Origin of the sequence: Sporosarcina sp. P37 (genome assembly GCF_002109365.1) — a bacterium.
GTDB lineage: Bacteria > Bacillota > Bacilli > Bacillales_A > Planococcaceae > Sporosarcina.
In genome coordinates, this window is sequence record NZ_CP015349.1 from 2,308,762 (window position 1) to 2,322,302 (window position 13,541).

At 49.4% G+C, this 13,541-nt stretch carries 17 protein-coding genes; 14 read left to right on the top strand and 3 right to left on the bottom strand.

The window, feature by feature from the left end; genetic code table 11:
* Positions 1-14: 14 nt before the first annotated feature.
* The 7 genes from prfA (at position 15) to SporoP37_RS11855 (ending at position 6,013) form a co-directional block, all read left to right on the top strand.
* A complete protein-coding gene (gene prfA, locus SporoP37_RS11825; protein ID WP_085431028.1) occupies positions 15-1,091 on the top strand; it encodes a peptide chain release factor 1 in 1,077 nt (358 codons plus the stop codon).
* Positions 1,084-1,935: a peptide chain release factor N(5)-glutamine methyltransferase gene (gene prmC / locus SporoP37_RS11830; protein ID WP_085431029.1), complete on the top strand. Its 852-nt coding sequence runs from the start codon at positions 1,084-1,086 to the stop codon at positions 1,933-1,935. Before prfA ends, prmC begins: the two co-directional genes overlap by 8 nt.
* Positions 1,936-1,982: 47 nt before the next feature.
* A complete protein-coding gene (locus SporoP37_RS11835; RefSeq protein ID WP_085431030.1) occupies positions 1,983-2,549 on the top strand; it encodes a stage II sporulation protein R in 567 nt (188 codons plus the stop codon).
* A gap of 60 nt (positions 2,550-2,609) precedes the next feature.
* Positions 2,610-3,641: an L-threonylcarbamoyladenylate synthase gene (locus tag SporoP37_RS11840; RefSeq protein ID WP_081243844.1), complete on the top strand. Its 1,032-nt coding sequence runs from the start codon at positions 2,610-2,612 to the stop codon at positions 3,639-3,641.
* A gap of 76 nt (positions 3,642-3,717) precedes the next feature.
* The gene (locus SporoP37_RS11845; protein WP_081243845.1) at positions 3,718-4,221 is read left to right on the top strand and encodes a manganese efflux pump; all 504 of its coding nucleotides are present in this window, start codon (positions 3,718-3,720) and stop codon (positions 4,219-4,221) included.
* 56 nt (positions 4,222-4,277) lie between these two features.
* Positions 4,278-4,724, top strand: coding sequence for a low molecular weight protein arginine phosphatase (locus SporoP37_RS11850; RefSeq protein ID WP_081243846.1), 447 nt, complete (start codon positions 4,278-4,280; stop codon positions 4,722-4,724).
* Positions 4,721-6,013, top strand: coding sequence for a methyl-accepting chemotaxis protein (locus SporoP37_RS11855; RefSeq protein WP_085431031.1), 1,293 nt, complete (start codon positions 4,721-4,723; stop codon positions 6,011-6,013). The genes SporoP37_RS11850 and SporoP37_RS11855 overlap by 4 nt, the downstream gene beginning before the upstream one ends.
* A gap of 349 nt (positions 6,014-6,362) precedes the next feature.
* Here the strand turns inward: SporoP37_RS11855 and SporoP37_RS17310 are convergent, their stop codons facing one another.
* Positions 6,363-6,584 (bottom strand): hypothetical protein, encoded by a 222-nt coding sequence (locus SporoP37_RS17310; RefSeq protein ID WP_085431032.1) that lies wholly within the window; start codon positions 6,582-6,584, stop codon positions 6,363-6,365.
* Between the two features lie 53 nt (positions 6,585-6,637).
* Here SporoP37_RS17310 and SporoP37_RS17315 point away from each other — a divergent pair, with 53 nt between their 5' ends.
* Positions 6,638-6,802 carry a hypothetical protein gene (locus SporoP37_RS17315; protein WP_155961345.1) on the top strand — a complete coding sequence of 55 codons (165 nt, stop codon included), beginning with the start codon at positions 6,638-6,640 and terminating at the stop codon, positions 6,800-6,802.
* Here SporoP37_RS17315 and SporoP37_RS17015 read toward each other — a convergent pair.
* On the bottom strand, positions 6,762-6,983 hold the full coding sequence (locus tag SporoP37_RS17015) for a hypothetical protein (protein WP_143565477.1): 222 nt from the start codon (positions 6,981-6,983) through the stop codon (positions 6,762-6,764). The genes SporoP37_RS17315 and SporoP37_RS17015 overlap by 41 nt on opposite strands.
* A gap of 53 nt (positions 6,984-7,036) precedes the next feature.
* Between SporoP37_RS17015 and SporoP37_RS17020 the strand changes: the two genes are divergently transcribed.
* From SporoP37_RS17020 to glyA, 4 genes are all read left to right on the top strand, one after another.
* A complete protein-coding gene (locus SporoP37_RS17020) occupies positions 7,037-7,207 on the top strand; it encodes a hypothetical protein (protein ID WP_157118635.1) in 171 nt (56 codons plus the stop codon).
* A 1,247-nt stretch (positions 7,208-8,454) separates the two neighbouring features.
* Positions 8,455-8,895 (top strand): ribose 5-phosphate isomerase B, encoded by a 441-nt coding sequence (gene rpiB, locus SporoP37_RS11865; RefSeq protein WP_085431033.1) that lies wholly within the window; start codon positions 8,455-8,457, stop codon positions 8,893-8,895.
* 18 nt (positions 8,896-8,913) lie between these two features.
* Positions 8,914-9,459 carry a TIGR01440 family protein gene (locus tag SporoP37_RS11870; RefSeq protein ID WP_198160077.1) on the top strand — a complete coding sequence of 182 codons (546 nt, stop codon included), beginning with the start codon at positions 8,914-8,916 and terminating at the stop codon, positions 9,457-9,459.
* Between the two features lie 55 nt (positions 9,460-9,514).
* Complete coding sequence (gene glyA / locus SporoP37_RS11875) at positions 9,515-10,768, top strand: serine hydroxymethyltransferase (RefSeq protein ID WP_081243851.1); 1,254 nt, start codon at positions 9,515-9,517, stop codon at positions 10,766-10,768.
* On the opposite strand, the gene SporoP37_RS11880 is transcribed toward glyA, so the two are convergent.
* Positions 10,731-11,327 carry a hypothetical protein gene (locus SporoP37_RS11880; RefSeq protein WP_143565478.1) on the bottom strand — a complete coding sequence of 199 codons (597 nt, stop codon included), beginning with the start codon at positions 11,325-11,327 and terminating at the stop codon, positions 10,731-10,733. The two genes, glyA and SporoP37_RS11880, sit on opposite strands and share 38 nt — an antisense overlap.
* Positions 11,328-11,517: 190 nt before the next feature.
* On the opposite strand from SporoP37_RS11880, the gene upp reads away from it, so the two are divergent.
* Together upp and wecB are read left to right on the top strand one after the other, a co-directional pair.
* Entirely contained in the window at positions 11,518-12,147 is a 630-nt protein-coding gene (gene upp / locus SporoP37_RS11885) for a uracil phosphoribosyltransferase (protein WP_081243853.1), read from the top strand.
* A 15-nt stretch (positions 12,148-12,162) separates the two neighbouring features.
* Entirely contained in the window at positions 12,163-13,281 is a 1,119-nt protein-coding gene (gene wecB, locus SporoP37_RS11890) for a non-hydrolyzing UDP-N-acetylglucosamine 2-epimerase (RefSeq protein ID WP_085431036.1), read from the top strand.
* The last annotated feature ends 260 nt before the right edge of the window (positions 13,282-13,541 follow it).

Sequence of the window (13,541 nt, forward strand, 5' to 3'; positions counted from 1 at the left end):
GAGGTGAAACTACTATGTTCGACAGACTGCAAGCAGTAGAAGACCGATATGACCGATTAAATGAACTACTTAGTGACCCCGAGATCGTCAATGATCTTGAGAAACTGCGGAATTACTCCAAAGAACAATCCGACTTGCAAGAAACTGTAGACGTATATCGTGAATATAAAGAAGTTCAGACACAATATAAAAATGCTAAAGAAATGCTCGACGAACCGTTGGATGATGAAATGAAAGAATTAGTCAAAATGGAAATGGATGAGCTGGAAGACCGTATCGAGCAGCTTGAAGAACAGCTGAAAGTGTTGCTCATTCCGAAAGATCCCAACGACAATAAAAGTGTCATTATGGAAATCCGCGGTGCAGCAGGCGGGGATGAAGCGGCTTTATTCGCAGGCAGCCTGTACCGCATGTATACACGTTTCGCGGAAATGAACCATTGGAAAGTGGAAGTCATTGATTCCTCTCCTACAGAACTGGGCGGTTTTAAAGAAATTATTTTCATGATTGACGGAAAAGGCGCGTATTCCAAGCTGAAGTACGAAAACGGCGCACACCGCGTACAGCGTGTGCCAGAAACGGAATCCGGCGGCCGCACCCATACATCCACTGCGACAGTCGCTTGTCTGCCGGAAGCGGAGGAAGTGGAAATTGAAATCCACGAAAAGGATATCCGTACCGACACATTCGCTTCATCCGGGCCAGGAGGACAATCTGTCAACACGACGATGTCCGCCGTGCGTCTGACGCATTTGCCCACAGGAACGACAGTATCGATTCAAGATGAAAAATCACAAATAAAAAACAAAGAAAAAGCGATGAAAGTGCTGCGTGCCCGTGTCTATGACAAATTCATGCAGGAAGCACAGGCAGAATACGATGAAAAGCGAAAATCGGCTGTAGGGTCCGGCGACCGTTCAGAACGGATCCGCACGTACAACTTTCCGCAAAATCGTGTCACTGACCATCGAATCGGCTTAACGATTCAAAAACTCGACCAGATTATTGAAGGGAAGCTGGATGAAGTAATCGACGCGCTGATTATCGAAGAACAGGCCCGCCGCCTGGAAAGTTTGGATCGCAATGACTAAAACGATGCTGGAATCGGTAAAGCGGGCGCAGGATTTATTGTATGCCCGCGGAATGGATACACATGCTGCCGAACTGGCCATGCGCGCAGTCACCGGCAAAAGCCACGCCGGCTATCTTGCCAGTTTACGTGAGATCATTCCCTATGAAACTTGCTCGCAATTTTGGGATATCGTCAAAGAACTGCTGGCTGGCAAGCCTATTCAATATATTTTAGGTGAGGAATCCTTTTACGGCTATTCATTCGAGGTGAATGAACATGTACTGATTCCGCGTCCTGAAACAGAGGAACTTGTTCATTATGCGCTAGAACGCGCCAACCGCTTATTTGGCGATAAAGTCATTCAGGTGGCGGATATCGGAACGGGCAGCGGGGCAATTGCGGTCGCTTTCAAAAAAGAGCGTCCGAGCGCCAGCGTGACGGCCACAGATTTCAGTGAAGCCGCTCTTGAAGTGGCGCAGCGTAACGCACAGCGCAATGAAGCGGATATTACATTCGTGCAAGGTGATATGGAAGAGCCGCTGCAACAGCAATCCTGGGATATTATCCTGTCCAATCCGCCGTATATCGCAGAGGACGAGAAGGCAGAAATGTCACCGACTGTCTATGCGTTCGAACCGCAAAGCGCATTATTTGCTGAAGAAGATGGGCTGTATTATTACCGCAGACTGGCGCAAAACTTGCCTCCTCTGATGAATCGCCCTGCACTGATCGGCTTTGAGATAGGATACAGGCAAGGCAAAATCGTTCAGGAATACCTCCAGCATGCGTTTCCCGAAGCAACTGTCGAGATCGCAGAAGATATCAATAAAAAAGAACGAATGATATTTTGTGAGATTCAATGAATAAAATCCTCTCCTGCGGGTCAAGATAGAGTGCAGGAGGGGATGACATGTTACAAGATTATCCGATGAACCAACAACCAACGTATACTTCAAAACTAGTGGCTTTTATAGAATTTGTACTTATACTGCTGACGATTCAAGGGGTGCTGCTCGTATTTGGCCAGCATATGACGGCAAGCGATGCCACGCAGTTCCGCATTCTGGCTAATTCAAATACGGCAGCAGACCAGCAAGTGAAGCAGAACGTGCAGGAAAAAATTGCACCGTTACTTGAGCAGGCAATCAATCAATCTGTCAATCAGCAGGAAATCCATGATAAACTTCAGGCGCTGCAGCCGGCGATACTTGACATCGCACAGTCGCAGGTGAATGGCGCGACGGTTTCAATCGAGCACAGTGCCGCATTGATTCCGCCGAAGCGCGTCGGATCATTCATTCAGCCACAGGATGTTTATGATGCGTATGTAGTGAAAATCGGTGCCGGCAGGGGAGATAACTGGTGGTGCGCATTGTTTCCGAATGTCTGTTTTCCTGATGAAGCAAGTGTAACTGAAACAGAAGAAGAACCTGTTAGATTTTTCATTTGGGAGTGGATAAAATCACTGTTCAAATAAAACTATTCACAAATTTTGTGGATAAGATTCAGAGAATGTGTATAAAAAGGGGTTGAGCATATGGACACTACGCAAGAAAAAGTGGATAACCTAGTGGATAACGATGAAATCTATGAACAAGCTGTGGATATCCTGACTTCTGGAGGGATTGTTGCATTCCCGACTGAAACAGTTTATGGTCTCGGGGCAATTGCGACAGACGAGCAGGCGGTTCGGCGGATCTTCGAGGCAAAAGGAAGACCGTCTGATAATCCGTTAATTGTACATATTGGCAATCAGTCAGACATTACCAAATACGCGACAGACGTGCCGGAGATTGCGCATCAATTAATGGATGCATTCTGGCCGGGTCCATTGACATTGATTATGGAGAAAAAGCCCGGCGTTATTGCGGATGTCGTAACGGCAGGGCTCAGCACGGTGGCAATCCGTATGCCGGACCATCCGGTGGCTTTGCAGCTGCTGCGGAAGCTGAATATGCCGCTGGCTGCACCGAGCGCAAACCGCAGCGGAAAGCCGAGTCCGACAGAAGCCGGTCACGTCTACCATGACTTGATCGGAAGAGTGCCGCTGATCTTGGATGGCGGCGAGACGGGAATTGGCGTGGAATCCACTATTTTGGATATCACGGTCACGCCTCCCGTTATTCTGCGTCCCGGCGGAATTACTAAAGAACAGCTGGAAGAATTGATTGGTCCTGTTCATCTGGCAACGCAGCCTGCGGATCCGTCATCGGCACCGCGTGCACCTGGCATGAAGTATACGCATTATGCACCTGAAGCACCGCTGTTCGTCATCGAGCCGAATGCCGCTTATATCGAGAACGCGCTAGCCGCTATTCATCGGCAAAACAAACGCGCCGCAATCATCGGTCCGGATGAGTTATACACAGAACATGCGGATTGGTACTTTTCCACAGGTCCGATTGACAGCCGTGAAGCGATGGCATCGAGTCTGTATAAAGCAATCCGTCAGTGTGATCATACAGAAGCAGATATCATCCTGGCGATTGAGACAGATCTTTCCGGTATCGGCGCGGCGGTCATGAATCGTTTGAACAAAGCATCAGACGGCAGACGTTTTACTGAATAATAGCTGTTAACGATGAATAGCCCCCTTTGGCCCCCGCATAGGATGAACATATGCGAACTGCAAGGGGGCTTAGTCTTTGTTAGAAATCATAGCGGCTGTCGTTACGACAATCGATATTCTAATTATTTATACGCTTCTCCAGCTGCGGCGGGGCAGATTGATGATCACGCTGTGGACGATTATACTGAATATGGTGTTACCGCTTATTGGATTTTATACGGGAGAATGGATAGTGATTTACTTCACCGAGTGGAGCCACGCGCTGTCCGGCGTATTACTCTCGCTGATCGGTCTCCACATTTTGCTCGATGACTCTGAGCAGCCGTCACTCATCGAAAAGATTTCTCCGTTTTTTCTCGCTATGCTGGTCAGTGTGGATGCGTTCGCTGTCAGCGTGACATTTGGAATGATGCAGATGAATAAATGGCTGTTCATTCTGGCGTCCGGTTTCTTTGCCGGCTTTTTTAGCGTAGTAGCATTTTTGTCAACTGGCCGTATTCGGCTGATTAATGGAAAAGCAATTAGGCGGTTGGCTGGAATTGCATTAATCGGCATGGGTGTAATGTCCTTTATCATTTGAAGAATTGTGTTTCTTTTTTCACATAAATCCGGTATTCTGTAAAGTAGGTGAAGAAAATGAATATTTATTTTATTTGTACAGGCAATACGTGCAGAAGTCCTTTAGCGGAGGCATTGCTTAATCATGCGAATGTACCCGGACTTACAGCGAAATCTGCAGGAATACACGCGATGGACGGCTTGCCGATTTCCGTAAATTCCGCACAATTGCTGACGGAAGCAGGGATTTCCTTTACACCCTATTCCAATGAACTCAAAGCGTCCGAGATGGAGTGGGCGGATCTCGTCCTGACGATGACAGCAAGCCATCGGGATTTCCTGCACAGCCGTTTTCCTGAAATGAAAGAAAAAGTGTTTACATTAAAAGAGTATGCAGGTGCGGTGCCAGGAACCGACGTTCACGATCCGTACGGGGGGCATTTGGCTACATACCGCACGACATTCAATGAGCTGACAGAACTTATTGACTCAGTCATCCGGCAGCTAGCGGAGGGGAATTCATGAATGAACCGAAAAAAGTGGGACTGCGGAAAAAGCTTGTATTATTTATAGTAATACTCGCAGTCATCACCTATACAACAAGTGCGGTCTTTATTAATTGGGTGCAGCCAACGTTCTTCCCGAATGTAAAACCGTTCATCTTTCAGCTAGTAACGTACGCAATGGGCGTCATGTGGTCCGGAATTTTAGCGGCGCTGTTCAGCGTGATTTTAACAAAGCCGCTGCAGCGTCTTGAAACAGCCGCTATGCGGGTCGCGGACGGAAAGATCGGCACTGATATCGAACTGCCGAATTCTTCGGATGAAATTCATTCCGTCTCCAGTGCATTCCAGCAAGTTGTCGTGAATTTGCGCAGCATTATCGAACAGATTGAATCCAATTTCCAGGCAACAGCGGAATCGGTCGACTCATTGACGAAAGAGACGAGCGCCGCGGCAGGACAGTCCGACGCCATTGCGCGGACCATCTCGGAAATTTCAAACGGAGCGGAAAATACATCCGAAGCCATACGGGAAACGGTGCAGGCCATCGAAGATATCCGGCAGTTGGCGATGGAAGTCAATAACCGCGCAGATCAGTCGTCTGCACAATCCAAAATGATGCTGCGGGATTTGCATGCCACAACAGAAATTTTCCATGCCGTATTGGCGGGAATCCATCAAATGAGCGACCAAAGCGAGCATTCATTGGAAACCATTCGGGTGCTCGATGAAAATGCGCATAAAATTGGAGAAATCGTGGAACTGGTCGGCAGCATTGCAGGCCAGACGAACTTGCTCGCACTAAACGCATCCATCGAAGCGGCACGGGCTGGTGAACACGGCAAAGGATTCGCCGTAGTTGCAGAAGAAGTGCGCAATCTGGCAGACGAAAGCGCCAAAGCGGTCCAAATGATTTCCGGACTGGTTCAGACAATCCAGGCTGACGTCAAACAAGTCGTTGCAGAAATGCATAAACAAGTGAAAACAGCCTCAACAGAAGCCGAACGCGCCACCCAGACAAATGAAAATGTGGAAACGATGACAGCGACCATCCAGACCATGGCTCTCTTTGTGGAAGAAATCACGCAGATCGTCGGCAATCAGATGCAGACTATCGAACGCACAGCCGCGCAATCCATGGAAGTTGCTTCGATTGCAGAGCACACATCAGCCGGCGCAGAAGAAGTGCGCGCCGCCACTGAAGAACAAGTGGCATCGATAGACCAGACTAAAACCAAGGCACTGGAGCTCAAAGAACAATCCGAGGAGCTGTACAAAGTCATCCGCAAATTCGACCGAACATCAGGCTGAAAAATAGGACAACCCTGAGGCACTGCGCTTGGGGTTGTTTTTTTGCATTATAACTGGATTACACCAGTTGCGGTCATTGTAGGGGGAGAAGGGGAACGTTATTGAAGTCACTGCGGCGCTGGCGGATGGCTTCCGCGATGAGCCAGACAGGAAGAGCGCCTGTCAGTCTCATCGCTACGCCTACCGCTTGTAAGGCGCCTCCGTTTAGGTAGGGGGAAACAGATCATGACACTTCATTTGCCAAAGCATACGCCAGTCGTCTAGTAGTCACTGAACTTCATCTCTTTTAAAAGAGTACTTGGATTGCCCCCACTCAGCAGCGCAGGCACAACTGCGGGGTCGGCCGAAGTCATGAGACAACCGGCACGCACTTCGCCAGCTGGCTCATGACGTAAGGCAATCCCCCACGTGCCTGCGCGGGTCCTAAGAGCAGACACTCGCTGACTTCAATCCCTGACAACCGATCGAGCAACGACCACAAAACCAGAGACAGAACGGCATTGAACTCACTGCGGCGCTGGCGGATGGCTTCCGCGATGAGCCAGACAGGAAAAGCGCCTGTCAGTCTCATCGCTACGCCGACCGCTTGTAAGGCGCCTCCGTTTAGTTAGGGGGAAGCAGATCATGACACTTCATTTGCCAAAGCATACGCCAGTCGTCAACCAGTCACTGCACTTCTTCTCTTTTAAAAAAGTACTTGGATTGTCTCCACTCAGCAGCGCAGGCACAACTGCGGGGTCGGCCGAAGTCATGAGACAACTGGCACGCTCTTCGCCAGCTGGCTCATGACGAAAGGCAATCCCCCACGTGCCTGCGCGGGTCCGAAGAGTGGACACTCGCTAACTTCAACACCCGATAAACAATCGAGCAACGATCCAACACCAAGTGACAGAACGCCTTTGAATTCACTGCGTCGCTGGCGGATGGCTTCCGCGATGAGCCAGACAGGAAAAGCGCCTGTCAGTCTCATCGCTACGCCTACCGCTTGTAAGGCGCCTCCGTTTAGTTAGGGGAGAGCAAAAAATGACACGTCTTTTGCCAAAGCATACGCCAGTCGTCAACCAGTCACTGCACTTCTTCTCTTTTAAAAAAGTACTTGGATTGTCTCCACTCAGCAGCGCAGGCACAACTGCGGGGTCGGCCGAAGTCATGAGACAACTGGCGCGCACTTTCGCCAGCTGGCTCATGACGTAAGGCAATCCCCCACGTGCCTGCGCGGGTCCGAAGAGAGGACACTCGCTAACTTCAACACCCGACAAACAATCGAGCAACGGCCCAACACCAAGTGACTGAACCCCTTTGGACTCACTGCGGCGCTGGCGGATGGCTTCCGCAATGAGCCAGACAGGAAAAGCGCCTGTCAGTCTCATCGCTACGCCTACCGCTTGTAAGGCGCCTCCGTTTAGGTAGGGGGAAACAGATCATGACACTTCATTTGCCAAAGCATACGCCAGTCGTCTAGTAGTTACTGAACTTCATCTCTTTTAAAAGAGTACTTGAATTGCCTCCACTTAGCAGCGCAGGCACAACTGCGGGGTCGGCCGAAGTCATGAGACAACTGGCACGCTCTTCGCCAGCTGGCTCATGACGTAAGGCAATCCCCCACGTGCCTGCGCGGATCCAAAGAGCGGACAGTTGCTAACTATAATACCCGACAATGAGTCGAGCAACGACCCAAAAACCAGAGCTTGAACAGCATTAAACTCACTGCTGTTTGTAAAGTTTAGGAAAAAGCGGATTATGACATATCATTTGCCAAAGCATACGCCAGTCGCTTAGTAGTCACTGAACTTCTTCTCTTTTAAAAAAGTAACCTAGCTTGCTTCCACTCAGCAGCGCAGGCACAACTGTGGGGTCGGCCGAAGTCATGAGACAACTGGCGCGCACTTTCGCCAGCTGGCTCATGACGAAAGGCAATCCCCCACGTGCCTGCGCGGGTCCGAAGAGCGGACAGTTGCTAACTACAATACCCGACAATGAGTCGAGCAACGACCCAAAACTAGAGCCAGAACGGCATTAAACTTACTTCGGTGCTGGCGGATGGCTACGCACTGCACTCCCTCTCCTTTAAAAGAGTACTGGGATTGCCTCCACTCAGCAGCGTAGGCACAACTGCGGGGTCGGCCGAAGTCATGAGCCAGCAGGCTTTTCGCCAGCTGGCTCATGACGAAAGGCAATCCCCCACGTGCCTGCGCGGGTCCAAAGAGCGGACACTCGCTAACTCCAACCCCCAACAACCAATCGAGCAACAGCCCTCAAAACTCTTCATTCCATAAAAAAGACGTACATTACATCAACTCCAACCCCGTAACATTCGCCTTTATAACGATAATTCACAAATAAAAAATGAGAAATTCAAAAGTTGTACACTAAAACCGATGATTTTTTTATCGAACAATGATAGAATAAGCGATAAGTAAAAATGGAAATGAGGGTGAACAGTGAAAGTAGCAATTTCTTCAGACCACGGTGGCAATAACCTCCGAAAAGAGATCACCAATCTATTAACCGAACTCGAGATAGAATACACCGACTACGGACCCGACTCGGGCGATTCCGTCGACTACCCTGACTATGCAGTACCGGTAGCCAACGCCGTCGTAGATGGAAAAGCAGACCGCGGGATCCTGATTTGCGGCACGGGTATTGGCATGTCAATCTCCGCCAATAAAGTCAAAGGCATTCGCTGTGCGCTCGTTCACGACGTATTCAGCGCAAAAGCAACACGCGGCCACAATGACTCCAACATCATCGCGATGGGCGAGCGCGTAATTGGACTGGGGCTTGCACGTGAAATTGTCAGCACATGGCTTGAAACAGAATTTGAAGGCGGACGTCACGAGCGCCGTATCGAGAAAATGATGAAACTGGAAGAGAACTGAAGAAAGCAGGTGGAACAAGTGGATGCTATTGAACTATGGAAACTGCAGCTGGAACAGGCATTGACCGAATTTGCCGAACAAGCACCGCCTGCCGAAGAGACGATGTTTGTCGTCGGCTGCTCGACTTCCGAAGTAGCGGGCGCCCGTATTGGCACGAACGGCGCACTTGAAATAGGAGAAGCATTATTCGCACCACTTCAGGCATTTGCAAATAAATACCGTGTACATTTGGCATTCCAGGGCTGCGAACACATTAACCGAGCAGTGACAATGGAACGAAAGACAGCGAAAAAATTTCATCTGGAACCTGTTTCTGTTGTACCGGTGTTTAAAGCAGGCGGCTCCATGTCGACCTGTGCCTATCAGCAATTTAACGACCCTGTCGTCGTGGAATCCGTACAGGCCAGTGCAGGCATTGATATCGGCCAAACCTTAATTGGCATGCAGTTAAAGCCGGTCGCAGTACCGATCCGCACCTCCATTAAACAAATTGGTGAAGCAGTGATCACGCTTGCGACAACACGTCCAAAATTGATTGGCGGAAGTCGTGCGCAATACGAATAAACCGTGTACAATGTAACAAGATATAAAATTATCAGAATAAAGGGGATACTAACCAATGGACTTAAGTAATGTACAGCGTGAAGATGCAGCAATTTATGAAGCAATCATGGCTGAAAAAAACCGTCAAAACTCAAACATCGAACTGATTGCATCTGAAAACTTCGTAACAGAAGCAGTTATGGAAGCACAAGGATCATACTTAACTAATAAATATGCTGAAGGCTATCCGGGCAAGCGCTACTACGGCGGATGTGAGCATGTGGACGTGGTGGAAAACATCGCACGCGACCGTGTAAAAGAAATCTTCGGCGCAGCATATGCAAACGTACAGCCGCACTCCGGTGCACAGGCGAATATGGCAGTATACTTCACAGCTCTTGAGCCGGGCGACACAGTTCTTGGGATGAACCTTTCTCACGGCGGTCACTTGACGCACGGTTCACCGGTTAACTTCTCCGGAAAACTATATAATTTCGTAGAATACGGTGTAACTAAAGAAGAAGAGATGATTGATTACGAAGACGTTCGTCAAAAAGCACTTGAACACAAACCGAAAATGATCGTTGCAGGTGCAAGTGCATACCCGCGTGAAATCGACTTTGCGAAATTCCGTGAAATTGCGGATGAAGTCGGTGCATACTTGATGGTGGATATGGCGCACATCGCAGGTCTTGTGGCAGCAGGCGAGCACTCAAATCCAGTGCCGCACGCACACTTCGTGACATCTACTACGCATAAAACATTGCGTGGTCCACGTGGCGGGATCATTTTATTGAATGAAGAAACAGCTGAAGAATTCGGCAAAAAAATCGACAAAACTGTATTCCCAGGCGTTCAAGGCGGTCCTTTGATGCACGTAATCGCTGCAAAAGCGGTGGCATTCAAAGAAGTATTGGAGCCGGAATTTAAAACCTATGCACAGCAAGTGAAGAAAAACGCGGAAGCATTGGCTAAAAAATTGCAGGAAGAAGGAATCGACGTCGTTTCAGGCGGCACAGATAACCACCTTGTCCTGGTAAAACTGAAATCACTTGACCTTACAGGTAAAGTGGCAGAGCACGTACTTGACGAAATCGGTATTACAGTAAACAAAAACACTGTACCATTCGACACAGAAGGACCATTCGTCACTTCCGGTATCCGTATCGGTACGCCAGCAGTCACAACTCGCGGCTTCAAAGAGGAAGACATGGTAGAAGTGGGACGCATCATTGCAACTTTATTGAAAAACCACGAAGACCAGTCAGCAAAAGACGAAGCACGCAAAGCAGTTACAGCACTGACAGATCAGCACCCTCTATATAAGTAATAAGCCAGCGCCCGACACCGTGTCGGGCGTTTTTTATCGGGATGATTTTGTGCAGGAGCCGTTGGGGCGGGGGAGTGCTTGGTTGCTTGGGATTAATGCTCAAGCGCTCAATCCAGGTCCGCCAGCGCTCATAACCCACGTCCAAGCGCTCAACCCAGGTCCACCAGCGCTCATAGCCCACGTCCAAGCGCTCAATCCATGTCTGCCAGCGCTCAAAGCCCACGTCCAAGCGCTCAACCCAGGTCTGCCAGCGCTCAAAGCCCGCGTCCAAGCGCTCAATCCACCTCCGCCACCGTTCATAGCCCACGTCCAAGCGCTCAACCCACATCCGCCAGCGCTCATAGCCCGTGGCCAAGTGCTCAATCCACCTCCACCAGCGCTCATAGCCCGCGACCAAGCGCTCAATCCACCTCCACCAGCGCTCATAACCCACGTCCAAGCGCTCAACCCAGGTCCACCAGCGCTCAAAGCCCACGTCCAAGCGCTCAACCCAGGTCTGCCAGCGCTCAAAGCCCGCGTCCAAGCGCTCAACCCATGTCCGCCACCGCTCATAGTCCAAGCGCTCAACCCAAGTCCACAGTCAAACACTCACACCCCATTCCAGCCCAACAATGACCATCCATCCGCCAAGTTTATCCAGCATCGAGAGACACTTTGCTCTTTCGTCACAACAATTCGCATATGTTCACTGCGCCTGTCGCGTGATTTCTGTTATAATGTACAAGATATTCCGAAAAGGAGCGATACCAATGGGAAAAGTACATGTTTTTGATCATCCATTAATTCAGCACAAATTGACGTTTATACGAAAGGCAGATACAGGAACGAAAGAATTCCGCGAGCTCGTGAATGAGTTGGCAACACTGATGGCATTTGAAATCACACGTGAACTTCCAACTAAAGAAATCACAATTCAAACACCAGTCTGCGAAGCGAAGTCCCGCGTGCTGGCAGGGAAGAAGCTGGGGATTGTGCCGATCTTGCGTGCGGGAATCGGCATGGTGGACGGCATTATCGATTTAATTCCGGCTGCAAAAGTGGGACACGTCGGGTTATTCCGTGATCCGGAAACACTAAAACCGGTTGAATACTTTGTGAAGCTGCCTTCTGATGTTGCCGAGCGCGAATTCATCGTAGTGGATCCGATGCTTGCGACAGGCGGAACAGCAGTCGAAGCCATCAATTCAATGAAAAAACGCGGAGCGGTCAACATCAAATTTATGTGTCTCGTCGCTGCTCCTGAAGGCGTCGAAATATTGACGAAAGAACACCCGGATGTAGATGTCTACATCGCAGCATTGGACGAAAAGCTGAATGAAGACGGCTATATCGTACCTGGACTGGGTGACGCTGGTGACCGTTTATTCGGCACAAAATAATGGAGGGAACAAACATTGACTAAAAAGTGGAAAGTGATGACGATTTTCGGCACAAGACCGGAAGCGATTAAAATGGCACCGCTCGTGCTGGAACTGGAAAAACATCCGGATCAAATCGAGTCGATTGTCACAGTCACTGCCCAGCATCGTCAAATGCTTGACCAAGTGCTGGAAACATTCAAAATAACACCCGATTATGATTTGAATATCATGAAAGACCGCCAGACACTGATCGACGTAGCCACTCGGGGCCTCGAAGGTCTGGACAAAGTAATGAAAGAAGCAAAGCCGGATATCGTGCTCGTCCACGGCGATACATCAACTACTTTCATCGGCAGTCTGGCAGCTTTCTACAATCAAATCTCAGTGGGCCACGTGGAAGCAGGATTGCGGACGTGGAATAAATTCTCACCGTATCCTGAAGAGATGAACCGTCAATTGACTGGCGTCATCGCTGATCTTCATTTTTCGCCAACTGAAAAGTCAGCACAAAACCTGATAGATGAAGGCAAAAATAAAGACCGCATCTACGTCACGGGCAATACGGCGATTGATGCACTGCAAACGACAGTTGACCCGGATTATCATCATCCGATTTTCGATACACTCGGCGACGACCGTTTAGTTCTATTGACCGCACACCGCCGAGAAAACCTGGGCGAACCGATGCGCAATATGTTCCGTGCGATCAACCGTCTGCTCGACAAACATGACGACATCCAGGTGATTTACCCTGTGCACATGAATCCGGCAGTGCGTGAAGTGGCGGATGAATTGCTTGGCAACAACAACCGCGTTCACTTGATTGAACCGTTGGAAGTATTGGATTTCCATAACTTCGCAGCCCGTTCACACATCATCCTTACCGACTCCGGCGGCATCCAGGAAGAAGCGCCTTCACTTGGCAAGCCTGTCATTGTCCTGCGTGACACGACTGAACGTCCGGAAGGGATAGATGCAGGAACGCTGCGCCTGGCAGGAACGGAAGAGGAAGATATCTTCCAACTGTCCGATGCACTTCTGTCCGATCACGCAGAGTACGAAAAAATGTCCAAAGCCCACAATCCATACGGCGACGGCCATGCGTCAGAGCGAATAGTAGAATCGTTACTCAAATATCTTTCTTCATTATAATAACAATCAAAACAGCAGAGACTTTTCCTCTGCTGTTTTTTTCTGCATGTAAGTAAAATGGTAAGAGGAAAGTAAGAAGGGCTTGTGGTTCGGGATTGAAGCTCCAGCTGGGGACGCTTTCCGGAGGGCGGGCGGTGAAACACCCTTCGCTCGAAGGGTGTTTCACCTGTCAAAGCAAAGATGTGCTCCTTTTCGCTTCCGCTTCACTCCTAATTTTATAGTGATTGCACTTGAATCACTTACTGACGGTAGAGTGTGAA